Annotated in this window: 23 protein-coding genes and 1 pseudogene; 13 read left to right on the plus strand and 11 right to left on the minus strand. The window is 71.5% G+C overall.

What is annotated here, in order from left to right; translation table 11 throughout:
- Positions 1-124 precede the first annotated feature (124 nt).
- A pseudogene (locus ABIA35_RS44940) lies at positions 125-493 on the plus strand (RNA polymerase-binding protein RbpA); the annotation flags it as partial.
- A 314-nt stretch (positions 494-807) separates the two neighbouring features.
- On the opposite strand, the gene ABIA35_RS44945 reads toward ABIA35_RS44940, so the two are convergent.
- The 4 genes from ABIA35_RS44945 to ABIA35_RS44960 all read right to left on the minus strand — a co-directional run bounded on the left by ABIA35_RS44945 (position 808) and on the right by ABIA35_RS44960 (position 6240).
- Complete coding sequence (locus tag ABIA35_RS44945; RefSeq protein WP_370344382.1) at positions 808-1548, minus strand: polyprenol monophosphomannose synthase; 741 nt, start codon at positions 1546-1548, stop codon at positions 808-810.
- Complete coding sequence (gene lnt / locus ABIA35_RS44950) at positions 1545-3257, minus strand: apolipoprotein N-acyltransferase (RefSeq protein ID WP_370362061.1); 1713 nt, start codon at positions 3255-3257, stop codon at positions 1545-1547. The genes ABIA35_RS44945 and lnt overlap by 4 nt, the downstream gene beginning before the upstream one ends.
- A gap of 825 nt (positions 3258-4082) precedes the next feature.
- On the minus strand, positions 4083-5744 hold the full coding sequence (locus tag ABIA35_RS44955) for an amidohydrolase (protein WP_370362062.1): 1662 nt from the start codon (positions 5742-5744) through the stop codon (positions 4083-4085).
- A 43-nt stretch (positions 5745-5787) separates the two neighbouring features.
- Positions 5788-6240, minus strand: coding sequence for an Lrp/AsnC family transcriptional regulator (locus ABIA35_RS44960; protein WP_370344379.1), 453 nt, complete (start codon positions 6238-6240; stop codon positions 5788-5790).
- A 51-nt stretch (positions 6241-6291) separates the two neighbouring features.
- Here ABIA35_RS44960 and ABIA35_RS44965 point away from each other — a divergent pair, with 51 nt between their 5' ends.
- Entirely contained in the window at positions 6292-7278 is a 987-nt protein-coding gene (locus ABIA35_RS44965; protein WP_370362063.1) for a MerR family transcriptional regulator, read from the plus strand.
- 9 nt (positions 7279-7287) lie between these two features.
- On the opposite strand, the gene ABIA35_RS44970 is transcribed toward ABIA35_RS44965, so the two are convergent.
- Positions 7288-7851, minus strand: coding sequence for a hypothetical protein (locus ABIA35_RS44970; RefSeq protein ID WP_370344377.1), 564 nt, complete (start codon positions 7849-7851; stop codon positions 7288-7290).
- Between the two features lie 226 nt (positions 7852-8077).
- Between ABIA35_RS44970 and ABIA35_RS44975 the strand changes: the two genes are divergently transcribed.
- A complete protein-coding gene (locus ABIA35_RS44975) occupies positions 8078-9118 on the plus strand; it encodes a hypothetical protein (RefSeq protein WP_370362064.1) in 1041 nt (346 codons plus the stop codon).
- 118 nt (positions 9119-9236) lie between these two features.
- Here the strand turns inward: ABIA35_RS44975 and ABIA35_RS44980 are convergent, their stop codons facing one another.
- From ABIA35_RS44980 to ABIA35_RS44995, 4 genes are all read right to left on the minus strand, one after another.
- On the minus strand, positions 9237-10307 hold the full coding sequence (locus ABIA35_RS44980) for a hypothetical protein (protein ID WP_370344375.1): 1071 nt from the start codon (positions 10305-10307) through the stop codon (positions 9237-9239).
- Positions 10308-10465: 158 nt separating this feature from the next.
- Positions 10466-11620 (minus strand): acyl-CoA dehydrogenase family protein, encoded by a 1155-nt coding sequence (locus ABIA35_RS44985; protein ID WP_370344374.1) that lies wholly within the window; start codon positions 11618-11620, stop codon positions 10466-10468.
- Positions 11620-12771: a M24 family metallopeptidase gene (locus ABIA35_RS44990; protein ID WP_370344373.1), complete on the minus strand. Its 1152-nt coding sequence runs from the start codon at positions 12769-12771 to the stop codon at positions 11620-11622. Before ABIA35_RS44990 ends, ABIA35_RS44985 begins: the two co-directional genes overlap by 1 nt.
- Positions 12772-12784: 13 nt before the next feature.
- Positions 12785-13282, minus strand: coding sequence for a hypothetical protein (locus ABIA35_RS44995; RefSeq protein ID WP_370362065.1), 498 nt, complete (start codon positions 13280-13282; stop codon positions 12785-12787).
- Between ABIA35_RS44995 and ABIA35_RS45000 the strand changes: the two genes are divergently transcribed.
- The 6 genes from ABIA35_RS45000 to ABIA35_RS45025 all read left to right on the plus strand — a co-directional run bounded on the left by ABIA35_RS45000 (position 13281) and on the right by ABIA35_RS45025 (position 19809).
- Entirely contained in the window at positions 13281-13664 is a 384-nt protein-coding gene (locus tag ABIA35_RS45000) for a VOC family protein (RefSeq protein WP_370362066.1), read from the plus strand. The genes ABIA35_RS44995 and ABIA35_RS45000 overlap by 2 nt on opposite strands.
- Before the next feature lie 341 nt (positions 13665-14005).
- Positions 14006-15325 carry an extracellular solute-binding protein gene (locus tag ABIA35_RS45005; protein ID WP_370344370.1) on the plus strand — a complete coding sequence of 440 codons (1320 nt, stop codon included), beginning with the start codon at positions 14006-14008 and terminating at the stop codon, positions 15323-15325.
- A gap of 151 nt (positions 15326-15476) precedes the next feature.
- Entirely contained in the window at positions 15477-16451 is a 975-nt protein-coding gene (locus ABIA35_RS45010) for a carbohydrate ABC transporter permease (RefSeq protein ID WP_370344369.1), read from the plus strand.
- 15 nt (positions 16452-16466) lie between these two features.
- On the plus strand, positions 16467-17366 hold the full coding sequence (locus ABIA35_RS45015) for a carbohydrate ABC transporter permease (protein WP_370362067.1): 900 nt from the start codon (positions 16467-16469) through the stop codon (positions 17364-17366).
- Positions 17363-18775, plus strand: coding sequence for a GH1 family beta-glucosidase (locus ABIA35_RS45020; protein ID WP_370344367.1), 1413 nt, complete (start codon positions 17363-17365; stop codon positions 18773-18775). Before ABIA35_RS45015 ends, ABIA35_RS45020 begins: the two co-directional genes overlap by 4 nt.
- Positions 18772-19809: a LacI family DNA-binding transcriptional regulator gene (locus ABIA35_RS45025; RefSeq protein WP_370362068.1), complete on the plus strand. Its 1038-nt coding sequence runs from the start codon at positions 18772-18774 to the stop codon at positions 19807-19809. The genes ABIA35_RS45020 and ABIA35_RS45025 overlap by 4 nt, the downstream gene beginning before the upstream one ends.
- Before the next feature lie 129 nt (positions 19810-19938).
- On the opposite strand, the gene ABIA35_RS45030 is transcribed toward ABIA35_RS45025, so the two are convergent.
- Both ABIA35_RS45030 and ABIA35_RS45035 read right to left on the minus strand, forming a co-directional pair.
- Positions 19939-20844: a DUF3626 domain-containing protein gene (locus tag ABIA35_RS45030; RefSeq protein WP_370362069.1), complete on the minus strand. Its 906-nt coding sequence runs from the start codon at positions 20842-20844 to the stop codon at positions 19939-19941.
- A 24-nt stretch (positions 20845-20868) separates the two neighbouring features.
- Entirely contained in the window at positions 20869-22047 is a 1179-nt protein-coding gene (locus tag ABIA35_RS45035) for an ROK family protein (RefSeq protein ID WP_370362070.1), read from the minus strand.
- A 176-nt stretch (positions 22048-22223) separates the two neighbouring features.
- Here ABIA35_RS45035 and ABIA35_RS45040 point away from each other — a divergent pair, with 176 nt between their 5' ends.
- The 4 genes from ABIA35_RS45040 to ABIA35_RS45055 all read left to right on the plus strand — a co-directional run bounded on the left by ABIA35_RS45040 (position 22224) and on the right by ABIA35_RS45055 (position 26260).
- Complete coding sequence (locus ABIA35_RS45040) at positions 22224-23375, plus strand: Gfo/Idh/MocA family protein (RefSeq protein ID WP_370362071.1); 1152 nt, start codon at positions 22224-22226, stop codon at positions 23373-23375.
- Between the two features lies 1 nt (position 23376).
- Complete coding sequence (locus tag ABIA35_RS45045) at positions 23377-24297, plus strand: sugar phosphate isomerase/epimerase family protein (protein WP_370362072.1); 921 nt, start codon at positions 23377-23379, stop codon at positions 24295-24297.
- Positions 24298-24392: 95 nt separating this feature from the next.
- Entirely contained in the window at positions 24393-25136 is a 744-nt protein-coding gene (locus ABIA35_RS45050; protein ID WP_370362073.1) for a sugar phosphate isomerase/epimerase family protein, read from the plus strand.
- 5 nt (positions 25137-25141) lie between these two features.
- Positions 25142-26260: a Gfo/Idh/MocA family protein gene (locus tag ABIA35_RS45055; RefSeq protein WP_370362076.1), complete on the plus strand. Its 1119-nt coding sequence runs from the start codon at positions 25142-25144 to the stop codon at positions 26258-26260.
- Positions 26261-26479: the final 219 nt, after the last annotated feature.

Raw genomic sequence — 26479 nt, forward strand, 5'->3', positions numbered from 1 at the left:
CGGTGGAACCCATCCGTGGGAGGCTCTGGCTGGCACACCCGCCCGCGCCGACCGGCCCCGGCCCGGAACAAAACGTACGCCGCGACGCGTTGTGAGCGGGTGAGACGATCTGGAGGGAACACCAATGAGCGAGCGGGCACTGCGCGGGACGCGCCTCGGCGCGACCAGCTATGAAAGCGACGCGGGGATCGACTTCGCCCCCCGCCAGGACATCGAGTACGTGTGCCCGAACGAGCACCGCTTCGTGATGCCCTTCTCCGTGGAGGCGGACGTACCGGCGACCTGGGAGTGCAAGGTCTGCGGCGCCACGGCCCTGGTGGTCGACGGCACCGCTCCGGAGGAGAAGGCCGGCAAGCCGGCCCGGACCCACTGGGACATGCTGCTGGAGCGCCGCACCATGGCCGACCTGGAGGAGGTCCTGGCCGAGCGGCTGGCCGTCCTTCGCGACGGCGGCATCGCCAACAGCGACGTCGTGCGCCCGGCCCCGGCCCGCACCATGGGCGGGCGGGCCAAGAAGTCGGCGGCGGCGGCTAAGGCATCCTCGGTCAAGGCTCCGGCCGCCCCGGCGGGCAAGCCGAAGTCCACCGCGGCCCGTGCCGGCGCACGCAAGGCCGTGGCGCACACGTCCGACTGAGTCCTGCGCGAGGCGCGAATGATCCGCGCACAGAACCCATCGATACGACTACAGTAGAAGCTGCGCGGTCACCTCAGTCGGTGGCGCGCCCACAATCCCCGAGCCGCACTGCATCCCCCCGACAGTGCGGCTCGGGCCTTTTCCTCGACGGTCTCCCCGTCAGCGTCAGGCTCTCAGCGCCGGCCCAGCAACCGGTTCACCCGGTACTGCATCCCCCAGACGGTGGTGCGCCACAAGGCCTCGGCGACGATGTTCGTGCTCATCTTCGACGCCCCGAGTTCGCGTTCGACGAAGGTGATCGGCACCTCGACCACCTTCAGGCCGGCGCGCACCGTGCGCCAGGCCAGGTCCACCTGGAAGGTGTAGCCGGCGCTGGCGACCGTGGAGAGCTCTATGCGCTCCAGCGTCTCGCGGCGGAACAGCCGGTACCCGCCGGTGGCGTCGGCCAGCTTCATGCCGGTGACCAGGCGGACCCAGGTGTTGCCGCCCTTGGACAGGATCTCGCGGTGCTTGGGCCAGCCCACGGTCTTGCCGCCGCGCACGTAGCGCGAGCCCAGGACCAGGTCGGCGTTGGTGTCGACCAGGGCCTTGAGCAGCGCCGGGAAGTCCTCGGGGCGGTGCGAGCCGTCGGCGTCCATCTCGCAGATGACGTCGTACTCGTGGTCGATCCCCCAGGCGAAGCCGGCCAGGTAGGCCTTGCCCAGGCCCTCCTTGCCGGCCCGGTGCAGGACCTTGACCCGCTCGTCCTTCTCGGCGAGCTCGTCGGCCAGCTTCCCGGTGCCGTCCGGGGAGTTGTCGTCGGCGACCAGGATGTGCACGTCGGGATTAGCCGTGTGCACCCGGGCGACGATCGTGGGCAGATTCTCCGCCTCGTTGTACGTCGGGATGATCACCAGGACGCGCAGGTTCGTCAACGTGCTCGGCCTTTCACAGCGGTCTGAACGGGTTGGAGGGCGGCGTCGTCGGACCCGCTGGGGGCCGCCGCGCCGTCCGGGGCATCGGGCAGGGTATCGGTTGGAGCTCTGTTACCCGGAATCAGGGACCGAGTACGTCGCCATGTCGTCGCCGCGCCGCCCAGTCCGATCGCGGCGAGCAGCCCGAGCAGCGCGAAGACGTACTCCGGCCAGGCGCCGACCCGGTCGGCCAGGGTGATCGCGGTGTTCCGGCGCACCTGCATGTCCAGGTATCGGGCCTGATATTCCCCGGTCTGCGCCAGGATCTTGCCGTGCGGGTCGATGACCGCCGACACCCCGGAGGTCGCGGCCTCCATGGTCCAGCGGCCGTGCTCGACGGCGCGGAAGCGGGCGATCGCCAACTGCTGGTAGGTCTGGCCGGTGCCCATGTAGGAGGCGTTGTTGCTGGGGACCAGCAGGACCTGGCCGCCGCCCTTGACCGCGTTGCGGACCACGTCGTCGTAGGCGACCTCGAAGCAGATGACCGCGGCGACGGTGACCCCGCCCAGGGTCAGCACGCCCTTGCCGTGGCCGGGGACGAAGTCGCGCGGGATCATGTTGAACCGCGTGATCATCTTGGTCAGGATGGCGCGGAACGGCAGGTACTCCCCGAAGGGCACCAGGTGGGTCTTGTCGTAGGTGGCGCCCATGCCGCCGCCGGGGTCCGGCGTCCACACGATCAGCCGGTTCAGCACGTTGGTCCCGGCCGGGTTGGCGTTGATCACCGCGCCGACCAGCACCGGGACCCCGACGTCGTCGACGGCCTGCTGGATCAGGGCCGCCACGCCCGGGTCGGAGTAGGGGTCCATGTCCGAGCCGTTCTCCGGCCAGACCACCAGGTCCGGCTTGACCGCCTTGCCCGAGCGGATGTCGGCGGCCAGGGCCTCGGTCTCCTTGACATGGTTGTCCAGGACCGCGGCCTCCTGCTCCTCGCGCCCGAAGCCGACGCGCGGCACGTTGCCCTGGATCAGCGCGATGCGCACCGGCGTGCCGGAGTCCGGGGACTGCAACGGCACGGCATAGCCCAGCGCGGGGATCACCAAGGCCCCGGCGAGCAGAGCGGCGACCCATTTGATCCCGGCCCGCTGATCGCGCCTGAGGACCACCACGGCGCGCCACAGCAGCGCCCCGGACAGCGCGACCGCGAAGGTCACCAGCGGGGCCCCGCCGACGGCCGCCAGCGGCGTGAACGGCGAGTCCGGCTGGGAGAACGCCAGCCGGCCCCAGGAGAAGCCGCCGAAGGGCCAGCGCGAGCGGCCGTACTCCTCGGTGACCCACAGGCACGCCTGCCACAGCGGCGCGAAGCGCATCATCGACACGCGTGCCATGCCCCAGCCGAACGGGATGAAGTAGAGCGACTCGACGATGCCGACCGCTTCCTGCGCCCCGGGCCCGAAGACCCGCAGCCACTGGAACATCACCCAGCAGAAACCGGTCCCGAACCAGAACCCGACGAGCATGCCGCGCCGGCCGGTCTTGTTCGACACCAGCGCCGAGAAAGCGGCCACCGCCAGCGGCGCCACCGGCCACCAGCCGATCGGCGCGAAGGCCAGGTTCAGCGCGGCCCCGGCGAACAGGGCCAGAGCGGCCAGGCGCACCGACTGCGCGCTCGGCCGGCGGAACCCGAACCGCCGCCGCCGGCGGGTACCGGCCTCATCCACTTTCGCCACCAGCGGGACCCACCCTAGAAAAGATCTGCGGACACACGTTGAGCGCACCCTATACGAGCAGGGTGTGAATCCAGGATCTCAAGATTGGGCCCGGCGGGAAACACTCTTCACCTGCCGGAAAGCCGCAGGACACCTTCGGCGGTGAGCATGAGGGCAGGTTCACCAGCGCGAAGCCGCCGAGATCACCGCGCCGCCGCTGCCGGGTGCCCCGGTCCACGCGAAAACCCGGCGGCACCCTTCGGACCGGCTGCGGACCCGTTGGTTGCGAGTCCCGCACGCCGTTGTCTACTGGATCCGCCGGGTTCCCGGTGAAGACCCACCATCTTTCGCCGCATCCGTCGCCATGCCCCCGTGCAGACGCCCCGGCGCCGGATCGCACCGCGGCCAGACAGGACCACCGTGCGACGCGTGCGGCCGGTGGACGTGGTCACCCACGCTACGCGGACTGCAGGGACTCCTGTCAACCAGTGATCCGACCAGTCGTGGCCTGCGCGAATGCGATAAAAGCGCAGGTCACAGTGCCGTCGGCGAAAGCGGGCAGCAGGGGCGACGATCACTCGGAAGGGCGCGGGGGATTTTTGTGACCGAACCGTGCTCAAGCACCCGGCGCGCCGGTGCCGCGGGCGTGCGGCGACGCCCTCAACACCTCAACATCGCCGCGACATGCCGCCGACTGCTCGCCGACTTGTCCGCCGACCGACCGCTGACCGACCGCCGACCGACCGCCGGCTGCCCGCCGACCGACCGCTGGTTGGCCGGCGACCAACCGCCGACTTGCGGCCAGCGGCCCGCCGCGTCCGGCTATCCCGCTGCCCCGCTGCCTTGCTACCCCTCAGCGAGCCGCCCCGAGTCGAACACCGTCCGTCCCCGCACCACGGTGCGCGCCGCGGTCGGCAGCGGACGGCCCGGCGTCAGGTCCGGCAGTCCCGGCACGCCCGAGCGCGGGTCCGTCGACCACGCCGACAGGCGCTCGTCGGCGGCCTGCACGACCACGTCCTCCGGCGCCACGTCCCACACCGCGTACGTCGCCGGCTCCCCGACCCGCAGCACGCCGGTCGACGTCGCCCGCGCGCCCAGCGCCCGCCAGCCGCCGCGGGTGTGGGCCGCGAAGGCGGCGCGGACCGAGACGCGGTGCTCGGGGGTCTGGTGGAACGCCGCGGCCCGCACCGTGCCCCAGGGGTCCAGGGGCGTCACCGGGGCGTCGGAGCCGAACGCCAGCGGGACCCCGGCCTTCTGCAGCGCCGCGAAGGGGTTCATCGCCTGGGCGCGCTCGGCGCCGACACGCTCCACATACATGCCGTCCGGGCCGCCCCACGCCGCGTCGAAGGCCGGCTGCACGCTGGCCACGATGCCGAAGTCCAGCAGCCGGCCGATGCCGCCGGCCGGGATCATCTCCGCGTGCTCGACCCGGTGCCCGATCCGGTGGAGCGCGTCGCGCCCGACCTTGGCGGCCGCGGCGTCGAAGCCGTCCAGCAGGGTGGCCATCGCCGCGTCGCCGATCACGTGGAAGCCGGCCTGCATCCCGGCCTGCGTGCACTCCACGACATGTTCGGCGACCTGCTCGGCACTGGCATAGGCGGCGCCGAGGGTGTCCTTGTCGGCGTAGGCGTGGGCCAGGCAGGCCGTGTGCGAGCCGAGCGCGCCGTCCAGGAACAGGTCCCCGCCCGCGCCGACCGCGCCCAGGAAGCCGGCCTTCTCCACGCCGCCGAACTCGCCCCAGTACCCGAACACCTCGGGCCCGATGCCCTTCAGCCCGGAGGCCAGCACCTGGAGGAAGTCCGCCTCGCCGCTGATGTCCGGGCCGCCGCACTCGTGCAGCGCGCCGATGCCGAGCTCCGCGGCCCGGCGCAGCGCCGCGGCCTGCAACTCGCCGCGCACGGCCGGGCTCAGCATGCTGAAGGCCGCCTTGCGCACCAGGTGGTGCGCCTGCTGCCGGAGCTGGCCGGACTCCTCGAAGCCCACCGCGCCGCGCGCCTCCGGGACCGCCGCGATCAGCGCCGAGGAGGCCAGGGCGCTGTGCACGTCGGCCCGCGAGAGGTACGCCGGCCGGCCGCCGACGGCGCGGTCCAGCTCGGCCAGGGAGGGCACGCGGCGCTCCGGCCAGCGCGACTCGTCCCAGCCCTGGCCGATCACCATCTGGCCGGCCGGGACGCCCGCGGCGAAGGCGGCGACGCGGTCCAGGGCGGCGGCCAGCGAGGGCGCGTCGTGCAGGTCCAGGCCGGCCAGGGTCAGGCCGGTGGAGGTCAGGTGCACGTGCGCGTCGACGAAGGCCGGGGTGACCAGCGCGCCGCGCAGCTCGACGATCTCGTCGACGGAATCCGCGTGCGCGACGTCGGCCGCGCTGTCCGAGCCGAGCCAGGCCACCGCGCCGTCCTCGACCAGCATCGCCGTCGCGAACGGCTCCTCCGGGGAGTGGATGGTGCCGCCGCGCAGCAGGACGCGCTGCGGGAGGGGTCGTTCGGGGTCTGGCTCGGCGGTGTTCGTCATGCTGAACAGTGTCTCGTACGCATGACCAGGCTCCGCGCCCGCCTTAAGGCGACCCGTTGTCGCCCCGCATCCGGGCCTCGAACGGCGTCGAGAGCACCACGGTGGTCCGGGTGGACACCTCGGCGGCGGTGCGGATGCGGCTCAGCAGGGACTCCAGCTGGCCCGGGGTGCCGACGCGCACCTTCAGGATGTAGTTCTCGTCGCCGGCGACGCTGTAGCAGTCCTCGACCTCTTCCAGGCCCTTGAGCCGGTCCGGGACGTCGTCCGGGGCCGCCGGGTCGATGGGCTTCACCGAGATGAACGCCGTCAGGCTCAGTCCCAGCGCCTCGGGGTCCACCACCGCCCGGAACCCCCGCAGCACCCCGCGCTCCTCCAGCTTCTGCACGCGCTGGTGCACCGCCGAGGTCGACAACCCGATGAGCTTGCCGAGGTCGGTGTAGCTCATCCGGCCGTCGGCGACCAGGGCCGCCACGATGTGCCTGTCGATATCGTCCACGGCGCTTACGGTACTTGAGTCTCCATTTGCTGGAGCCCCGAAGGTGAGGCCATGAACGAGGACGACACCCGCTACACCATCGGCGATCTGTCCCGCCGCACCGGCCTGCCGGTGAAGACGATCAGGTTCTACGCCGATGAGGGCATCGTCCCGGAAACCGGCCGCACCCCGAGCGGCTACCGCGTCTACGACGTCGAGGCCGTCGCCCGCCTGGACCTGGTCCGCACGCTGCGCGAACTGGGCGTGGACCTGCCGACGATCCGCCGCGTGCTGGCGCGCGAGGCGACGCTGACCGAGGTCGCGGCCTCGCACGCGCAGGCGCTGGACGTCCAGATCCGCACCCTGCGACTGCGGCGCGCGGTCCTGGGCACGGTCGCGGCCCGGGGTGCCACACACCAGGAGATGGATCTCATGCACAAGATCGCCAGAATGTCCGACACCGAACGCAAGCGCATGATCGAGGACTTCGTCGACAGCGCCTTCGGCGACCTCGACGCCAACCCGGAGCTGGTCGAGCTGGTCCGGGCAGCCACCCCGGACCTGCCCGAGGACGCCACCGCCGAGCAGGTCGAGGCCTGGATCGAACTGGCGGAGCTGACCCAGGACCCGGACTTCCGCACCAGCGTCCGACGCATGGCCGAATACCAGGCCGCCGAACGCGCCGACGGCGACACCAGCGGCCTGCACCAGGACCTGACCGCCCTGGTCCGCGAACGCATCGCCGGCGCGATCGCCGACGGCGTCGACCCCGAGTCGCCGGCCGCCGACCCGATCATCGCCGAGCTGGCGGCGCAGTACGCCACCACCTTCGGCAAGCCCGACGACCCGGCGCTGCGCGCGTGGCTGTGGCGCCGTCTGGAGGTGGCCGCCGACCCGCGCGTGGAGCGCTACTGGCGGCTGCTCGCGGCGGTGAACCGGTGGCCGGAGCCGGAGAGCCTGGGGCCGGTGTTCGAGTGGTTCCAGCGGGCGCTGCGGGTGCGGATGGGGCGGTTGGAGGGGTTGGAGAGGCTGGAGAGGCTGGAGAGGCTGGAGGGGTAGGCAGACTCCTCAGAGTGCGGCCGGGCGCTCGTCCTCTGGCTCTGGCTCGGACTCGGGCCCCGGCCCCGGCCCCGGCTCCGGCCCGGGTCCGGGTCCCGGCGCGCCATCCTGCGTGCCCGGGCCCCCGCCCACCGCCCGCAGCCACTCGTCCAGCACGTCGAAGTCCATCCCGGTCAGCCCCAGCAGCGCGCGCACCCGGTGCAGCATCGCGCGTCCCGGGTGGTTCTGCGCCACCCACTCGCGGTCGGCGGCCGTGACCTCGTCGTCGGCCCAGGCGAAGTCGCGGCCGCCGGCCCATTCGACCACCTGGCGGGTCTTCCAGTGCAGGCCGAAGTACTCGTCGAGGGTCTCCTCGGCGCGGGTCGGGAGTTCCCACTCCACCACCGGGAGCCGGGGCAGGCCTATGCGGGGGGCGATCTCGTCGTTCGCGCCGTGTTCCCACGCCGTGGCCCAGACCAGCTCCGCCGGGAGTGCGGTCAGGCGGGCGCCGAGGTCGGTCCCGAGATCGCCGGGCTCCGCGCCGAAGGGCAGGACGACGCCGTCCACGTCCAGGAACAGCAGTGGCGCGCTCATAGTGAACAGGGTATGTCAGTGTCCTCAGAATGCCAGCCGAAGCGGTGGATCTCGCCATGGTCCGCCCTCATGCGCCACGCCGGCCTTTCCCACGCGCCCCGGCAGTCACTCGCGTGTGCCCGCGGATCTGTCAGACACGTGTTCTACCGTGAGCCTCAGTCCGGCCGGTCGCTCACTATGGCAGGCTAAGGGCCAGTTATCTGTCGCCCAGCGAGAGGAACGCGCCGTGCCGAAGCAGCCGGCAAAGACGGTGAGCGGGGCCAAGACGGTGAGCGGGGCCAAGAAGGCCAGCGAGGCCGGCAAGGCCGGCATCGAGGCCTGGACCGAGCGCGTCATCACCGAGCGCGAGGTCAGCAAGTCCCGCGCCCGCCAGCTCCGCTGGGTGGCCGGCGAGCTGGCCCTGGTGCGCAACCACGAGGAGTTCCCGTTCCGCGAGTCCTCCGGCGCCGCCGACCTGCTCGAGCCCGGCCCGATAACGGCCTACCTGGACCTGGCCGCCCGCGGCGAGCTGCGGCGGCGCGCCAAGGCCGGCGACGCGCGCGCCACCAACGCCTCCATGCGCATCCGCGCCGACTGCCTGAAGATCCTCGGCGAGCACGCCGGCATCCTGGTCGCCGTCGCCGACCGGCCGGGCCTGCCGGAGCTGCGCGAGACGGTGGACGGCCCGTCCCGCTCCCAGCTGCGCGACTACCTCGCCAAGCGGGCCGAGCACGTCGGCGCGCCGGCCGCCCGGGTCCGGCTGTTCGCGCTGATCGGCGTGGAGCTGGACACCGGCGCCCGGGTCGGCGAGCTCGCGGCGCTGACGCTCGACGACCTCGCCGAGGATCTGAGCTCCCTGCGCATCATCCGCCGCCCGCAGGCCCGCACCGTCAGCGAGGCGGTGCACGACACCGTCAAACTCTCCGACGGCACGCGCGCCGCCCTCAAGGCCTGGCTCGAGGTCCGCGAGACCCTCGTGCAGCCGCTGCACGGCACCGCCAAGGCCCTGTGGGTCTCGGTGATGCCCAACCACGCCGGGCGGCTGAACGTCGAGGGCGAGGCCATCCGCCGCCCCCCGGGCATGCCCCTGATGCCGCGCGGCATGCAGCGCGCCTACACCCGCGCCGTGGTGGAGGCGAACATGGCCCTGGCCGGCTCCCCCGGCTGGATCCCGCTGCCGGTCCGGTTCGAGCAGCTGCGCCGGGCGGTCACCGAGCGCCAGCGGCACGATGAGCACGACGAGCACACTGAACACGACGGGCACGATGAGCACTCCGCGGACCGCTAAGAGCTCTGATAGCAAAAAACTGCGGCGGCCCGTGGATGACTCCACGGACCGCCGCTCCCCTATGTACTAACGCAGGATTCAGCAGCCGCTGCTGAAGATACCCCGTGCGCTGATGACGTTACTGCTGCGGCGGCTGCTGACCCGGCATGTAGCCGGGCTGCACGGCCTGGGTCGGCTGGTTGGCCGCCGGGTCGTTGTAGCCGCCCCACTGCTGGCCGCCCTGCTGCGGGGGCTGCGGGTTGCCCCACTGCTGCTGCCCCTGCTGCTGGCCCTGCTGCGGGGGCTGCTGCCCCTGCTGCGGCTGCTGCTGGCCCCAGCCGCCCTGCTGCTGCTGCGGCTGCTGGTAGCCCTGCTGCTGCCCCTGCTGCTGGCCCTGCTGGGCGTAGCCGCCCTGCTGGTAGCCCTGCTGCTGGTAGCCCTGGTTGTAGGACGGCGCGGCGGCCGTGGCCCCGGCCTGGTTGATCGACAGCTGCGCCAACACGGCGAACACCACCGCGATCAGCGCCGCGGCCAGCGCGACGTACGCGCCGATGCCCAGGCCGATCGAGTACTTGGTGCCGGGCGGCAGGCCCTCGTTCATGATCTGCTTCTTGGCGTCGGAGGCCTTGCCGTTGAAGTACAGCGCGCCCACGACGGCGAACACGAAGGCGCCGCCGGCGCCGCCGACCGCGACCCAGCCGGACCACGGGGTCTTCATCACGAAGACCATCACCACGCCGGCGATCGCCACGACCGCGGTGACCAGCAGGAGCCAGCCCCAGATGCCGGTGACGCCGCTGTCGCTGGTGTCGGCACCCTTGACCGAGGTCGAGGCCGAGCCGATGGCGTTGATCGTGCTGGTGATGCTCTTGCCCTCGGCCGTGATCTTCACGCTGGCCCAGGCCAGGAACACCCCGACGGCCGCGACCACGGCCAGGCCGCCGGTGGCGTAGAAGCCCCAGGCCTTGGCCCACACCGCGGTGCCCGCCCCGCCGCCGGCGGTACCGCCGCTGTACTGGGCGCCCCCGCCGTACTGCTGCTGGGCCGGCTGCGCCTGCCCGTACTGCTGCTGGGGCTGCTGGGCCCCCCACTGGCCGCCGCCCTGCTGCTGCGGCTGCTGCTGTCCCCAACCCGGCTGCTGCGGTTGCTGCGCGGGCTGCTGACCCCATCCCCCTTGCTGGGGGTAGTTCTGATTCGGCTGCTGCGTCATGGGCAGCACGGTACATGGTCTGCCGATGTACTGATAAGACGATCCGCGACCAGACGTCGGAAGGCCCCGATTCGTCCCCATCTGGGAATAGCGGGTTTCTTCTCGGGGCCCGCCGTTTTACGTATGCGCTTGTACGGTGCCTGTCATCCGACCGACCATCACGGTCGCGTCAGCGTCCTACTGATAACGAGGCGCTGCACCTGATTGGTTCCCTCGACGATCTGCAGCACCTTCGCCTCGCGCATATAGCGCTCGACAGGAAAGTCCGCCGTATAACCATAACCACCGAAGACCTGCACGGCGTCCGTGGTCACCTTCATCGCCATATCAGTACAGAACAACTTGGCCATGGCCGCCTCGGTCCCGTACGGCAGCCCCGCGTCCCGGCGCCGCGCCGCCGCCAGGTAGGCCGCGCGCCCGACGGCCACCGAGGTGGCCATGTCGGCGAGCATGAAGCCGACGCCCTGGAACTCCGAGATCGCCTTGCCGAACTGCTGCCGCGAGATCGCGTACTCCACCGCCGCGTCCAGCGCCGCCTGCGCCACGCCGACCGCGCACGCCGCGATCCCCAGCCGCCCGGCCTCCAGCGCCGACAGCGCGATGGAGAAGCCCTGGCCCTCGGTCCCGATCAGGCGGTCGGCCGGGACCTGCGCGCCGTCCAGCAGCACCTGCGCGGTCACCGAGCCGCGCATGCCCATCTTGTTCTCCGGCTTGCCGAAGGACATGCCCGGCGTCCGGCGCTCGGCCAGCAGAGCACTGATGCCCTTGGCGCCGTCGTCGGAGGTGCGCACCATCAGGGTGTAGAAATCGGCCTGGCCCGAGTGCGTGATCCAGGCCTTGGTGCCGTTGACCGTATAGACACTGGCATCCCCAGAACGCACCGCGCGCGTGGTGAGCGCCGCGGCGTCGGAGCCGGACTGCGGCTCGGACAAACAGTACGCGCCGAGCTGGTCGCCGCCGAGCATGTCCGGCAGCCACTTGCCCTTCTGCTCCTGCGAGCCGAAGTTGGCCAGGCCGTAGCAGGCCAGGGAGTGCACTGAGACGCCCAGGCCGATGGTGAGCCAGTTGCGCGCCAGCTCCTCGACCACCTGGAGGTAGACCTCGTAGGGCTGGCCTCCGCCGCCGTACTTCTCGTCGTAGGGCAGGCTCAGCAGGCCGGCCTGGCCCAGGGTCCGGAACACCTCGCGCGGGAAGCGCTCGGCGGCCTCGTACTCGGCCGCGCGCGGCGCGAGCTCCTTGGCGCAAAGATCCTGAACCAGATCAAAAAGGGCACGCGACTCGTCGCTCGGGAGAGTCCTGTCGACCGCGACCATCAGAGATCCACCACCACGAGCTCGCGGGTGGTCAGGTTCAGGCGCTCGCCGCCGTCGGCGGTGCACACCGCGATGTCCTCGATGCGGGCGCCGTGCTTGCCCGCCAGGTAGATGCCGGGCTCCACCGAGAAGGCCATGCCGGGCTCCAGCGGACGCGCCGAGCCGGAGACGATGTAGGGCTCCTCGTGCGTCTCCAGGCCGATGCCGTGGCCGGTGCGGTGGATGAAGTTCTCGCCGTAGCCGGCCTGCGCGATCAGGTCGCGGCCGACCGCGTCCAGCTCCTCGGCGGTGATGCCGGGCCGGATCGCGTCGCACTGGGCCTTCTGCGCGGCCAGCAGGACCGCGAAGTACTCGGCGTACTGCGCCGAGGGCGCGCCGAGGCTGTAGTTGCGGGTGGAGTCCGAGCAGTAGCCGTCGGGCATCGCGCCGCCGATGTCGACCACGACCTGGTCGCCGGCCTGGATCACGCGGTCGGACAGCTCGTGGTGCGGGGAGGCGCCGTTCGGGCCGGAGCCGACGATGACGAAGTCGACGGTGGCGTGCCCGGCGGCCAGGATCGCGTCGGCGATGTCCTTGCCGACCTCGCGCTCGGTGCGCCCGGGCCGCAGCCACTCGGGCACCTGACGGTGCACGGCGTCGATGGCGGCCGCCGCCGCACGCAGGGACTCCACCTCCGCCGCGGTCTTGCGCATGCGCAGGTCGCCGAGCACCTGCCCGGCCAGCGCCTGCTCCGCGCCGGGCAGCACGCGGCGGAAGTTCAGGACCTTCTCGGCCCACATGTGGTTGTCCAGGCCGACGGTCCCGAGCCCGGAAGGCAGGCGGGAGGCGACCAGCGCGTAGGGGTCGTCGGTCTCGGCCCACGGAACGATGTCCAGGCCGAGCCCGCCCAGCGGCGAGGCCTCGGCGGCGGGCTTCTCCAGCGCCGGGACGACCATCAGGGGGTCGCCGCTCGCGGGAAGAACCAGACAGGTGAGCCGCTCAAGCGGCAGTGCCTCATAGCCGGTCAGGTAGCGCAGGTCGGCACCAGGGCTGATCAGGAGGGCGTCCATACCGGCCTCGGCGGCAGCCTTTTGGGCGCGGGCGAGGCGGTCGGTCAGATCATGTGTGTGGTGTGTCACGAGGGCCAGGATAGTGGCCGCGCGAGCATCCATCGATGCGGAGGAATCACCAGATGTCCGGCGTGGCTTCCGTTGCGCGCCGCCGGCGTAACACACGCCACAGCGGCATCCCGGCCGCGACCACGAACAGGCCGAACGACGACATCGGCAGCAACCCGACAGGCGCCCAGAACAAACCGGGGTCCGCGCGGATCGCGGACCAGTTGTAGTGCCAGTTGGAACCCAGGTCCAGCACCATGATCGCCACCCCGAGCGGAACGACCGCCGCCTGCGCCCGCACCGCCAGGTACACCACGAGGGAGTCCCACACGACGAGCGTGTAGTAGAGCACCTGCGAGGGCCACCAGACCCAGTCGTAGGTGTGCACGCCCCCGCCGGCGATCTGCAGGATGTGCGAACAGGCGCCTTCCAGGAACCCGATCGCGTAGACGGCCAGCGCCGCCTTCGCCCCCGCCGGCAATCCGGCCCACCGCCGTGGCCCCCGCCACCGTATGCCCTTGTCCACCGCGACAGCCTCCCACGCCGCGACTATGGTCAGCCTCATGAGCGCGAAAGCCGCCGCGATCGGCATCGTCGTCGCAGACCTGGCCGTGTCCGTCGCCTTCTACGAGCACCTCGGCCTCGCCTTCGCCGACCCCGAACACGGCCACACCGAGGCCGCGCTCGGCGACGGCCTGCGCCTGATGCTGGACACCGAGGAGTCGATCCAGACCTTCACCTCGGCCTGGACCCGGCCCTTCGGCAGCCCGCGCACCACCGTCTGCTTCGAGTTCGAGACACCGCACGACGTGGACGCCAAGTTCGCCGAGCTCATGGACGCCGGGTTCCACGGGCTGCGCGGTCCGTGGGACGCGCCTTGGGGACAGCGCTATGCGTCGGTCATCGATCCGGATGGGAGCGGCGTGGATCTGTTCGCTGCGCTTTAGCGGCTTCAGCGGCTTCAGCGGAGGTTAAAGGCCGGGCCTCCGGCGGCGCCCGACGCGCAGGCGCCGCCGGAGGCCCGGCCTTTCACCATGATTCTGGTTTTCCGCCACGCCTCCTCAACGATCACGCCACCGGCCCCACCCCGCCGAAATCACCCCCAACCCCCCTCCCCGCGCAACGAATCGGTTACGGAACCTTGACGGCCACCGCCGCGAAGAGCACCCTCTGAGCAATCCCATGAGAGCGCTCTCACACCCCGCGCACATCCGGATGAGAGCGCTCTCACTCCATCGCACCTCACCTCGTGGCCGCCGCGCGCGGTCCACTTCAGGAGGCATAAACAATGCTCAGGGCACGGAAGAGAACCGCTGCGGTGCTGGCCGTCCTCGCCGCCGGCGCGCTGCTCGCGTCCGGGTGCAGCAGCAGCAAGTCGTCCTCGTCGGGCAGCGGTTCGGCGGCCGGCGGCAGCGGCCAGCAGATCACGTTGAAGATCGGGCTGTTCGGGACCTTCGGCTTCAAGGAGGCCGGGCTCTACGACCAGTACATGAAGCTGCACCCGAACATCAAGATCGTCGAGGACAGCGTCGAGGACGAGGGGCAGTACTACACCTCGCTGCAGACCCACCTGTCGGCCGGCAGCGGGCTGGACGACATCCAGGGCATCGAGGTCGGCCGCATCGCCGACGTCGACCAGAACCTGTCGAGCAAGTTCGTCGACCTGAACACCCTGGGCGCGGCGAGCCTGAAGGGCTCCTTCTACCCGGCGAAGTGGGCCGCGGCGACCACCTCCGACGGCAAGGTCATGGCCCTGGGCACCGACTACGGACCGCTGGCCATCTGCTACCGCACCGACCTGTTCAAGGCCGCCGGCCTGCCGACCGACAGCGCCTCGGTCAGCGCGCTGTGGCCGGACTGGGCCAGCTACGTCAAGACCGGGCTGCAGTACAAGGCCAAGGCCCCGGCCAACCAGGCCTGGACCGACACCGCCGGCGGCACGTTCAACGCGATCGTCGGGCAGTCGGCGAACCAGTACTACGACAGCAGCGGCAAGGAGATCGCGGACAGCAACCCGGCCGTGAAGAACGCCTGGGACATCGCGATGCAGCTGTCGACCCAGGGTCTGACGGCCAAGCTCAGCCAGTTCACGCCGGCCTGGAACCAGGCCTTCACCACCGGCTCGTTCGCCACGATCGCGTGCCCGGCGTGGATGACCGGCTACATCAAGAGCGAGGCCGGGGCGATGACCGGCGACTGGGGCGTGGCCAAGATCCCCGGCGGCACCGGTGACTGGGGCGGCTCCTACCTGGGCATCCCCAAGGCCGGCAAGCACCAGAAGGAGGCCTACGACCTGATCAACTGGCTGACCTCGCCGGCGCAGCAGAAGACGATGTTCACCAGCCAGGGCCACTTCCCGTCCTCGCAGACGGCGGCCCAGGACCCGTCCATCGCCTCCTACACCGACCCGTACTTCGGCAACTCGCCGCTGGGCCAGATCTACTCCGCCTCGGCGACCACGATCCCGCAGGCCGTCCTGGGCGCCAAGGACGGGACCATCAAGGACACGTTCTCCAAGGCGATCACCCGCGTGGAGGCCCAGGGCCAGTCCCCGGACGCCTCGTGGGCGAAGGCCTTGTCCGACATCAAGTCCGCCACCAGCGGCTGATGATCCGTCGGTGAGACGGCGGTCCGTCCTCGGGGCGTGAGGACGGACCGCCGGATCCCATTCTTCCCGATCAAGGGCCGGGCCCGACGGGCCCGCCCCTGTTCAGGTGCGAACTGACCGTGAACGTGACCGCGAAATACGAGGACGAAGCATGGCCGTGGCGACCACAGAATCCCCTCTCGAGAAGGCTCTCCCACCGCCGGGGAACAACACCTGGCGCAGCAGGCGGGCCCGGTGGGACCTGAAGTTCTCCCCGTACGCGTTCGTCTCCCCGTTCTTCGTGCTGTTCGCGGCCTTCGGCCTGTACCCGCTGATCTGGACCGCCTGGACCTCGCTGCACAAGGTCGAGCTGGAGAACCCGGACCAGGCCAGCTGGGTGGGCCTGAAGAACTACACGGACCTGCTCACCGACCACAACTTCTGGAACGCCTTCCGCAACACGTTCCAGATGGGTGTGCTCTCCACGGTCCCGCAGCTGCTGATGGCCCTGGGCCTGGCGCACCTGCTGAACTACAAGCTGCGCGGGCGCACCTTCTGGCGGGTGGCGGTCCTGTCGCCGTTCGCCACCTCGGTGGCCGCCGCGACCCTGGTCTTCGCGCAGCTCTTCGGCCGCGACTACGGCTTCATCAACTGGGTGCTGCACTTCTTCGGCTTCCACAACATCGACTTCCAGAACGGCACCTGGTCGGCGCAGATCGCCATCTCGGTGATCGTCACCTGGCGCTGGACCGGCTACAACGCACTGATCTACCTGGCCGCGATGCAGTCCATCCCCGGCGAGCTCTACGAGAGCGCGGCGATGGACGGCGCGAACCGCTGGCAGCAGTTCCGGCACGTCACCATCCCGGGCCTGCGCCCCACGATCGTGTTCACCATCGTGGTCTCCACGATCGGGGCCAGCCAGCTGTTCGGCGAGCCGCTGCTGTTCAGCGGCGGCGGCAGCAACCCGGAGATGGGCGGCGTGAACCGCCAGTTCCAGACCCTGTCCATGTACTTCTACGAACGCGGATTCACCGACCAGCACCTGGGACGGGCCGCCGCGATCGCCTGGGCGATGTTCCTGATGATCGTGCTGTTCGTCCTGATCAACACCCTGCTGGCCCGCCGTACGCGGTCGGCGAAGTAAGGAGCGTGCGCTGACATGGCGACAGTGATACCGACGACTGCCTCCGGGCGGCCGCCGCGCCGCGGCCGCAAGGGCGGCGGCGTGAACATGGCCGGCAAGCAGATGCACGGCTCGAAGCTCACCTACGTGATCCTGTCCGTGGTGGTGCTGATCTCGATCTTCCCGTTCTACTGGACGATCCTGGCGGCCTCGACCTCGAACACCGAGATCAACAAGGTCCCGCCGAACTGGCTGCCCGGCGGCAACCTGCTCAAGAACTTCCACGCCGCTTTGAGCAACGTGGACATGGGCAAGGCGCTGCTGAACTCGCTGATCGTCTCCGGCTGCGTGGCCGCCGGGACCGTGATGTTCTCCACGCTGGCCGGGTTCGCCTTCGCCAAGCTGCGCTTCCGGTTCCGCAACGTGCTGCTGGGCCTGACCATCGGCACCATGATGGTGCCCTACCAGCTGGGCATCGTGCCGCTGTTCCTGCTGATGACCAAGCTGGGCTGGAGCGACCACCTGGAAGCGGTGATCTTCCCGACCCTGGTCAGCGCGTTCGGCGTGTTCTTCATGCGGCAGTACCTGCTCAACGCGCTGCCCGACGAGCTGGTCGAGGCCGGCCGGGTGGACGGCGCCTCGTCGCTGCGGATCTTCCTCTCGGTGGTGCTGCCGATCGCCCGGCCCGCGATGGCGGTGCTCGGGATGCTGACCTTCATGGCCAGCTGGAACGACTTCTTCTGGCCGATCGTGGTGCTGACCAGCGACAACCCCACGGTCCAGGTGGCCATCGACAACCTCGGCTCGGGCTATGTGCCGGACGAGTCGATCATCATGGCCGGCACCCTGCTCGGGACCCTGCCGGTCCTGGCGGTGTTCGTCATCCTCGGCCGGCAGATCGTCGGCGGGATCATGCAAGGAGCTGTCAAGGGATGAGCGACGGGGTTTTTCCAGAGAGCTTCCTGTGGGGCGCGGCCACGGCGGCGTACCAGATCGAGGGCGGTGCCGCCGAGGGCGGCCGGGGCCCGTCGATCTGGGACACGTACAGCCACACCCCCGGCCGGGTCCTGGCCGGGGACACCGGCGACGTGGCCGCCGACCACTACCACCGCTTCCGCGAGGACGTCGCCCTGATGGGCAAGCTGGGCCTGGGCGCCTACCGGTTCTCCACGGCCTGGCCGCGGGTGCAGCCGGGCGGGCGCGGACCGGCCAACGCCGAGGGGCTCGCCTTCTACGACGAGCTGGTCGACGAGCTGCTCGGGGCCGGCATCGAGCCGGTGCTGACGCTGTACCACTGGGATCTGCCGCAGGAGTTGGAAGACGCGGGAGGGTGGGGAGCCCGCGACACCTCCTACCGCTTCGCGGAGTACGCCGCGATCGTGGCCGAGCGCTTCGGCGACCGGGTGAAGCAGTGGACGACGTTGAACGAGCCGTTCTGCTCCTCCTTCCTGGGCTACGCCTCCGGGGTCCACGCCCCGGGCCGGCACGAGCCCGAGGTGGCGCTGCGCGCCGCGCACCACCTGCTGCTCGGCCACGGCCTGGCGCTGCGAGCGCTGCGCGCGGCCCTGCCGGAGCACGCCCAGGTCTCGATCACCCTGAACGCCACCGAGTTCCGGGCGCTGACCGACTCCCCAGAGGACCGCGACGCGCAGCGGCGGGTGGACGCGATCCAGAACCGGATCTTCCTGGACCCGCTGTTCCGCGGCGCCTACCCCGAGGACCTGATCCGCGACACCGCCGCGGTCACCGACTGGTCCTTCGTCGAGCCCGGGGACCTGGAGCTGATCAGCGCGCCGATGGACCAGCTGGGGATCAACTTCTACAACCCCTCGCTGGTCGCCGCGCCGCTGCCGCCGGGCGTCGAGACCGGCCCGGGCGACGACGGCCACGGCGCCTCCGAGCACTCGCCCTGGGTGGGCAGCGAGGGCGCGGTGCGGTTCGCGCGGCAGGACGGCGAGCGCACCGCGATGGGCTGGGTCGTCGACCCCTCCGGCCTGTACGACCTGCTGCTGCGGATCAACACCGAGTACGGCCCGATCCCGATGGCGGTCACCGAGAACGGCGCCGCGTTCGAGGACGTGGTCGGGCCCGACGGAGAGGTGGACGACCCGCGCCGGATCGCCTACCTGCAGGCGCACATCGCGGCCGTGCGCGACGCCCTGGCGGCCGGCGTCGACATGCGCGCCTACTTCGTGTGGTCGCTGCTGGATAATTTCGAGTGGAGCTACGGATACTCCAAGCGGTTCGGCATCGTACGTGTCGACTTCGCGACCGGGAAGCGCGTCGTGAAGGCCAGTGGACATTGGTACCGCCGGATCGTCGAGGGCAACGGGAGCGGTTTGTGAGTGCGGGGGACGCTGGAGGCGTCGACGACAAGGGCGTGGCCGGGATCGTGGCCTCGCCCACCCTGGAAACGGTCGCGGCCGCGGCCGGCGTCTCCCGCGCAACGGTGTCACGGGTGGTCAACGGCGGCGCGCGGGTCTCCCCGGAGGTCCGCACCGCCGTCGAGGCGGCGATCGCCGACCTGGGCTACTCCCCCAACCGGGCGGCGCGGTCCCTGGTGACCCGCCGCACCGGCTCGGTGGCCCTGGTGGTCAGCGAGCCGGAGGCCCGGGTGTTCAGCGACCCGATGCTGGCCGGCATCACCCGCGCCATCGGCCAGGCGCTGGCCGAGACCGACCTGCAGCTGGTCCTGATGATGGTCCCGGCCGACTCCGGCCGCCGCCGCCTGACCCGCTACCTGCTCGGCGGGCACGTCGACGGCGTCATGCTGATGTCGCTGCACGGCGACGACCCGCTGGTCAAGCAGCTCTCGGACTCGCCCCTGCCGGTGGTGCTGATGGGCCGGCCGATGAGCCCGCTGCCGATCCCGCACGTGGACTCCGACAGCGTCGACGGCGCCCGGCAGGCCACCGGCCACCTGCGGGCCCTGGGCCGCACCAAGATCGCCACCATCGCCGGCCCCACGGACATGTGCGCCGGCGTGGACCGCCTGCTGGGCTACCGGCAGGCCCTCGACGGCCCCGGCATCGTCGCCCACGGCGACTTCAGCATGGCCTCCGGCGAGGCCGCGATGACCGAGCTGCTGCGGCGCGAGCCGGACCTGGACGGCGTGTTCGCCGCCAGCGACCTGATGGCCGCCGGCGCCCTGCGCGCCCTGAAGGCGACCGGCCGCACCGTCCCGGACGACGTGGCGCTGGTGGGCTACGACGACCTGGACGTCGCCGAGCTGACCGAGCCGCCGCTGACCACGGTCCACCAGCCGCTGTCGGCCATGGCGCGCGCGATGGTCGCCTCGCTGCTCAAGCAGATCGCCGGGGACCGCTCGCCGGAGTCGGTGGTGCTGCCGAACTCGCTGGTGGTGCGGGCTTCGGCGTGAGACGCGGCGCGGCTTCGCGAACCAGCGGGCCGCGCCTGGAGATAGCTGCCGGGCCCCTTGTCATGGGAGCGGGGGTCCGGCGCCGGACGCGGCCCGGCCGGAGCGGTGAGGGATCCGGCCGGGCCGCACTCAGCTTTCTGGAAAATCAGGCTTCTGAAAAATCAGCCTCTCGAGATCAGCCTTCTGAAACCAGCCCTCTGAAGGCGGCGCCCCGAACAGCGCCACGTAGTGCCACACCCGCTTGAGCGACTGCGGGTCGTACTTCCCGGTCGCGACGGCCTGCCCGATCACGCGCGGCGTCAGCAGCCCGTCGGGGGCGATCTCGCGCGCCAGCTCGACGAACTCCGGCCCCCGGTAGTCCCGGTGGCGGGCCATCTCCTCGACCGTGAGGCGGAACCCGGGATGCCACCGCACGCGGCAGGGCAGCGCGCCGGCCAGCTCCTCGACCTCCGTGCCCCGATAGCAGGGGTCGAGCACCAGCGCCTCGATGTCCGCGTCCAGCCGCACCGGGCCGTGGACCTGGGCCTCGATGTAGCCGTCAAGCGGGTCCCCGCCGGTGTCGGCGAGCGCCACGCCGATCAGGTCCATGGCCGCCGCGACCCCGAAGTGCTCCGGCTCCAGGAAGCTGTCCGGGTAGCAGAACGTCGCCCGCGCCACGGCCGGCGCGCCCAGCATGAAAAACGCCGACCCGAAGCGCGGCGCGGCCCCGACCGGCCTGCCGCGGAAGTTCAGCGCGCCGTAGACCGGCCGCTCCTGGGCCCCGGCGGCGTCGTACGCGCCGCCGAAGATGCGGCTCTCCCACCGCCAGCGGTCCCCGCCGGGGTGCGCGGTCAGGCCGCCGTTGCTGGTCCCGGTGACGAACTGCGAACGGTAGACCCCCTGCTCGGCGAGCGCGGCCAGGATCGGCGGGTCGCCGCGGTCCGGATGGAAGTTGAGCGTGACCCGCAGCGCATCGTCCACCCGCGGCCCCGACGAGCGCGACGCCACATGCTCCAGCGCCCGCCTGGCCGACTCCGGCACCGCGTCATCGATCATGACGGCAGTATGCCGGAGCGCCGATCACACGTCTCCGATGATTCCGGCCATCCCCTCGGCCGAGAGCAGGTGCCGCGCGGCCAGCCGCACCGCGCCGAGCATCCCGGCGCGCTCGCCCAGCACCGAGGTCTCGATCGCCAGGCTGCGGGTGGCCAGCGGCAGCGCGCGGCGGTAGATGACGGCGCGCACGTCCGCGAGCAGGTCCTCGTGCAGCTGCGCGAGGATGCCGCCGATGACGATCGTGTCGGGGTTGTGGAAGGACACCAGCGAGGCCAGGACCTCGCCGATGCGCTGCCCGGCCAGCCGGACCTGGCGCCGGGCCGCGGCGTGGCCCTCGGAGACCAGGCGGACCACGTCGGCGGCGCGCGCGGCGTCAGCGCCCTGCGCCCGCAGCGCTGCCGCTATCGCCGCTCCCGAGGCCACCGCCTCCACGCAGCCGGTGTTGCCGCAGTGGCAGAGCACGTCCTCGTGCCCGGGCAGCTGGATGTGGCCGATGTCGCCGGCCGCGCCGGAGGCGCCGCGGTGCAGGACGCCGTCGGAGACGATGCCGCAGCCGATGCCGGTGCCGACCTTCACGTACAGCAGGTGGCGGCTGGCCTGGCGGTGCGTGTACTCGCCGAGGGCCATGGCGTTGACATCGTTGTCGACCAGGACCGGAGCCGCGTAGCGGCCCTCGAAGAAGGCCGGGACGCGGCAGCCGTCCCAGCCGGCCATGATCGGCGGGCGGACCACGGTGCCGCTGGCGAACTCCACCGGGCCCGGGACGCCGATGCCCACGGCCCGCAGGTGGTCGGCCGGGCGCCCGGCGGCGGCCAGCAGCTCCTCCAGGTCGGCGCGCACGCCGGCCAGCACGGCCTCGGGGCCGGCGTTGATGTCGATGGCCCGGGCCCGCTCGGCCAGCACCCGGCCGGACAGGGTGGCGACCGCGATGCGGCTGTGGGTGGCGCCCAGATCGCAGCCCGCGACGACGATCCGCGCGTCGGACAGGTCCAGCGCCAGCGGCGGCCGGCCGCGGTCGGTGGCCGCGGGCTCGGTCTCCACCAGCAGCCCGCGCTCGATGAGCAGATCGACGCGCTGCGCTATGGCGGCGCGGGACAGTCCGGTGGCGCCGACGATCGCCGAGCGCGTGGTCGCCGCACCGTCGGCGACCAGCCCGGCGAGTTCGCTGAGCGACGCCATGCGCCGCTTGGCCGCACTGTTCATCAAAGCCCCTCCCGACCGCGTCCGGCGAGGGTTTTCCGCAGCCTCGCCGACCGCTTCTTTATGACAGAACTAAGCCTAATGATGACTCTTGCTAGTCGTAAAGGGCCGCCATATCGTCGATCTCGGAGCCGGTGAGGGTCGGCTCTTGTGGCGGGAAACGGCGTTCAGGAGGACAGATGACGGTACGAGCGGGCATAGCCGGAGCGGGAATGGTGGCGGCGGTCCACGCCGACGCGATCCGCCGCGCCGGGGGCTCGGTCGCCGGTGTCGCCGCCTCGACGCCCGAGCGGTCGAAGGCGGCGGCCCCCAGAGTGGGAGCGGGCCGCGCCTTCGACTCCGCCGAGGAACTGGCGGTCTCCGACGAGATCGACGTGCTGCACGTGTGCACCCCGAACGCCCTGCACGGCCCGCTGGTCCGCGCGGCGCTGTCGGCCGGCAAGCACGTGGTCTGCGAGAAGCCGCTGTCCCTGACCGGCGCGGACTCCGAGGCCCTGGTGGCGCTGGCCGCCGACAGCGGCCTGGTGAACGCGGTCCCGCTGGTCTACCGCTACCACCCGATGACGGTCGAGGCCCGCGAGCGCGTGCGGCGCGGGGACATCGGCGCCGTCCGGCTCATCCACGGCCACTACTTGCAGGACTGGCTGGCGCGCCCGGACGACAACAACTGGCGCGTGGATCCGGCCGTCGGCGGGGCGTCCCGGGCGTTCGCCGACATCGGCTCGCACTGGTGCGACCTGGTCGAGTGGATCAGCGGGCACCGGATCAGCGAGCTGACCGCCGCCGCCCAGACCGTGCTGCCGCAGCGTGCCGCCGCCGGGCGGGAGACTTTTACTGGAAGCGGAGCCGAAAGCGCCCTGGAATCGGCCGAAACAGCCGCCGACCAGGTCGCCGTCACCACCGAGGACGCGGTCCAGGTCCTGTTCCGCACCCACCTCGGCGCCACCGGCGCGCTGGTCGTCTCGCAGGTCTCCCCGGGCCGCAAGAACCGGCTCTGGTTCGAGATCGACGGCGCCGAGCGCAGCCTGTCCTACGACGGCGAGGACCCCGAGAACCTGGTGCTCGGCGGCCGGGACCGCACCGAGGTCCTGCGCCGCGACGCACTGAGCGAGCAGGCGAACCGGATCAACGCGGTGCCCGCCGGCCATCCGTGGGGTTACCGCGACTGCTTCGCGGCCTTCACCGCCGACGTGTACACGGCGATCCAGGACCCGGCCGGCGCCCCGGCGCAGCCGCCGTACCCGGCCTTCGCCGACGCCGCCCGCACCGCCCACATCACCGACGCGGTCCTGCACTCGGCCGCGAACCGCTCCTGGATCGAGGTGTCCTGACATGTTGCTCGGCTTTCTCACCGCCTGCCTGCCGCAGGTTCCGCTGGCGGACATCGCCGCCTGGGCCGCTGAGAACGACTACCAGGCGCTGGAGGTCGCGGTCTGGCCGAAGGTCGGCGGCCGGGAGTTCGAGGCCAGCCACATCGACGTCGCGCACTTCGACGGGGCACAGGCCGAGGAGGTCGCCGGTCTGTTCGCCAAGCACGGCCTGACGCTGTCCTCGCTGGCGTACTACGAGAACAACCTGCACCCCGACGAGGAGCGCCGCGAGGAGATCGCCGCGCACGTGCTGCACGCCGTGGACGCCGCGGCCCAGCTCGGGGTGGAGACCGTCGGCACGTTCATCGGCCGGCACCCGGGGCTCAGCGTGAAGGAGAACATCGCGCTGGCCGAGCAGACCTTCCCGCGCCTGGTGGACTACGCCGGCGAGCGCGGCGTGAAGATCATCATCGAGAACTGCGTCATGGAGGGCTGGCACCCCGACGGCTACCCCGGCAACATCGCCTACTCCCCCGAGCTGTGGGAGTGGATGTTCTCCCTCGGGCTGTACCTGAACTACGACCCCTCGCACCTGCTGTGGATCGGCATCGACCCGGTGACGGCGCTCAAGCCCTACGTCGACCGCATCCCGCACGCGCAGGCCAAGGACACCCAGCTGGACCCGCTGGCGCGCGACCGCTATGGCTTCTTCGGCAAGACCCTGAGCCGGGAGCACCCCTGGGACGAGGGCTGGTGGCGCTACCGCGTCCCGGGCCTGGGCCAGGTGGACTGGAGCGGCGTGGTGGACGCGCTCTACGAGGGCGGGTTCACCGGGGTGCTCAGCGTCGAGCACGAGGACCCGGTGTGGGGCGGCACCGAGGAGAAGGTCAAGCAGGGCCTGCGGATCGCCCACCGCACGCTCTCCCCGCTCATCGTCGGCTGACCGGGCCCGCAGCCACCGCGCGCCGGGAAGGAGGCCGGTCCCACTGCCTCCTGCACTGGACTTAACCGCTTAATACTTTCTAAGAAGGCTCACTCATGACCCGCAAGAGCGTGCAGCTCTACACCGTCCGCGACCACATGACCGACCGCGAAGGCACCCTGAGGCGCCTGGCCGACATCGGCTTCACAGCGGTCGAGCCCTTCGACCCCACCACCGACCCGACGGGCTTCCGCGCCCTGGCCGACGACCTGGGCCTGGCGGTCTCCGGCGCGCACGCCATGGCGATGCTGCGCGAGCCGGACCCGGCCCCGGTGTTCGAGGCGATCGCCACCATCGGCACCGACCTGGCGATCCTGCCGGCCGGCATCCCGGAGGCGGAGTTCACCTCCCACGACGGCCTGAAGCGGGCCGCGGACCAGCTCAACGCGCTGGCCGCGAAGGCCGCCGAGGCCGGGCTGCGCTTCGGCTACCACAACCACTGGTGGGAGTTCGAGCCCGTGCTCGAGGGCCGGCACGCCCTGGAGATCCTGGCCGACCTGGTCGACCCGAGCGTGGTCTTCGAGGTCGACACCTACTGGTCCACGGTCGGCGGCGCCGACACCCCGGCGGTGCTGGAGCGCCTGGGCGACCGCGTGGCGGCCCTGCACGTCAAGGACGGCCCGACCGTCAAGGGCGAGCCGAACGTGGCCGTCGGCACCGGCGCGATGCCGGTCCCCGCGGTCCTGGGCGCCGCGCCGCAGGACGCCTGGCGCGTCATCGAGTTCGACGAGTGCGCGACCGACATCTTCGAGGCGCTGGCCGCGAGCCTGACGTACGTGAACGAGTTGGAGGGGGCGTGAGCGACATCAGCGGGGGCGCACCGGTCCGCACCGGACCGGTCGGGACAGCCGTCGTCGGCGCGGGCAACATCAGCACGCAGTACCTGCGGAACCTGACACGCTTCCCGGACCTGAAGGTCCTGGCGATCGCGGACCTGGACGTGGACCGCGCCGCGGCGGCGGCCGCCGAGTACGGCATCCCGGCCTCGGGCTCGCTGGCGGAGATCCTGGCGCTGCCGGAGGTCGAGCTGGTCGTCAACCTCACGATCCCGGCCGCGCACGCCGACGTCGCCCTGGCCGCGGTCCGGGCCGGCAAGCACGTCTACGGCGAGAAGCCGCTGGCCCTGGACCCGGCGGCGGCCCGCACGGTCCTGACAGAGGCGACGGCGAACGGCCTGCGCGTCGGCAACGCGCCGGACACGTTCCTCGGCGCGGGCCTGCAGTCGGCCCTGCGCGCGGTGGCCTCCGGCCAGATCGGCACCCCGGTCGCGGCCACCGCGGCGTTCCAGAGCCCGGGCCCGGAGAGCTGGCACCCGAGCCCGGAGTTCCTGTTCGCCCACGGCGCGGGCCCCCTGTTCGACATGGGCCCGTACTACCTGACGGCCCTGATCTCCCTGCTCGGCCCGGTCAGCGCCGTGGCCGCCACCGGGCACAAGGCCCGCGAGTCGCGCGTGATCGGCTCGGGCCCCAAGGCCGGCACGGCGTTCCCGGTCGAGGTCCCCACGCATGTCACGGCCCTGCTGGAGTTCCAAGACGGCGCGGGCGCCACCACCACCTTCAGCTTCGACTCGCCCCTGGTCCGCCAGAGCATCGAGATCACCGGCACCGAGGCCACCCTCCTGGTCCCGGACCCCAACAACTTCGAAGGCGCCCTGCGCCTGCGCAGAGCCGGCGCCAAGGAAGCTGAGGACATCCCCACCACCGGCACCACGGTCGGCCGCGGCATCGGCGTGCTGGACATGGCCCGCGCACTGCGCACGGGAGCGGCGCACCGGGCATCCGGGGAGCTGGCGCTGCATGTGCTGGACGTGATGACGGCGATCGCCGCGTCGGCTCAGGGGGCGGCGTTCCAGGACGTGCCCGCTTGGACGGAGAAGCTGGAGGCGCTGCCGGAGGGGTGGGACCCGCTGGAGGCGACGTTGTAGGAGCGGTATATGCCCGGTCTGGCTGGCCAGTGTGCCGGTCGGGCCGGGCTGTTCGAGCGCTCCTGACCTCTGTGTGGGTGAGTTCCTCGTGTGGGTGCGGCTGGGGTGGGTGGTTTACAGGCGTTTTTTGACGGCTGTGTGTCCTGAACGCGAAGGGGGCTCGTTGTAGGGGAGTTCTCTGGAGCGGTGCTGCTCGGACGATGAAGGTTTGGCCCTTCG

Origin of the sequence: Catenulispora sp. MAP12-49, from assembly GCF_041262705.1 — a bacterium.
Classification (GTDB): domain Bacteria; phylum Actinomycetota; class Actinomycetes; order Streptomycetales; family Catenulisporaceae; genus Catenulispora.

Bases quoted from the DNA above. Each gene is read 5' to 3' on its own strand.
- ABIA35_RS44955 (WP_370362062.1), bottom strand. From the start codon at position 5,744: ATGACGAACACCGCCGAGCCAGACCCCGAACGACCCCTCCCGCAGCGC.
- ABIA35_RS44965 (WP_370362063.1), top strand. From the start codon at position 6,292: ATGAACGAGGACGACACCCGCTACACCATCGGCGATCTGTCCCGCCGC.
- ABIA35_RS44970 (WP_370344377.1), bottom strand. From the start codon at position 7,851: ATGAGCGCGCCACTGCTGTTCCTGGACGTGGACGGCGTCGTCCTGCCC.
- ABIA35_RS44980 (WP_370344375.1), bottom strand. From the start codon at position 10,307: ATGACGCAGCAGCCGAATCAGAACTACCCCCAGCAAGGGGGATGGGGT.
- ABIA35_RS44985 (WP_370344374.1), bottom strand. From the start codon at position 11,620: ATGGTCGCGGTCGACAGGACTCTCCCGAGCGACGAGTCGCGTGCCCTT.
- ABIA35_RS44990 (WP_370344373.1), bottom strand. From the start codon at position 12,771: ATGGATGCTCGCGCGGCCACTATCCTGGCCCTCGTGACACACCACACA.
- ABIA35_RS45000 (WP_370362066.1), top strand. From the start codon at position 13,281: ATGAGCGCGAAAGCCGCCGCGATCGGCATCGTCGTCGCAGACCTGGCC.
- ABIA35_RS44995 (WP_370362065.1), bottom strand. From the start codon at position 13,282: ATGAGGCTGACCATAGTCGCGGCGTGGGAGGCTGTCGCGGTGGACAAG.
- ABIA35_RS45005 (WP_370344370.1), top strand. From the start codon at position 14,006: ATGCTCAGGGCACGGAAGAGAACCGCTGCGGTGCTGGCCGTCCTCGCC.
- ABIA35_RS45010 (WP_370344369.1), top strand. From the start codon at position 15,477: ATGGCCGTGGCGACCACAGAATCCCCTCTCGAGAAGGCTCTCCCACCG.
- ABIA35_RS45015 (WP_370362067.1), top strand. From the start codon at position 16,467: ATGGCGACAGTGATACCGACGACTGCCTCCGGGCGGCCGCCGCGCCGC.
- ABIA35_RS45020 (WP_370344367.1), top strand. From the start codon at position 17,363: ATGAGCGACGGGGTTTTTCCAGAGAGCTTCCTGTGGGGCGCGGCCACG.
- ABIA35_RS45030 (WP_370362069.1), bottom strand. From the start codon at position 20,844: ATGATCGATGACGCGGTGCCGGAGTCGGCCAGGCGGGCGCTGGAGCAT.
- ABIA35_RS45035 (WP_370362070.1), bottom strand. From the start codon at position 22,047: ATGAACAGTGCGGCCAAGCGGCGCATGGCGTCGCTCAGCGAACTCGCC.
- ABIA35_RS45040 (WP_370362071.1), top strand. From the start codon at position 22,224: ATGACGGTACGAGCGGGCATAGCCGGAGCGGGAATGGTGGCGGCGGTC.
- ABIA35_RS45045 (WP_370362072.1), top strand. From the start codon at position 23,377: ATGTTGCTCGGCTTTCTCACCGCCTGCCTGCCGCAGGTTCCGCTGGCG.
- ABIA35_RS45050 (WP_370362073.1), top strand. From the start codon at position 24,393: ATGACCCGCAAGAGCGTGCAGCTCTACACCGTCCGCGACCACATGACC.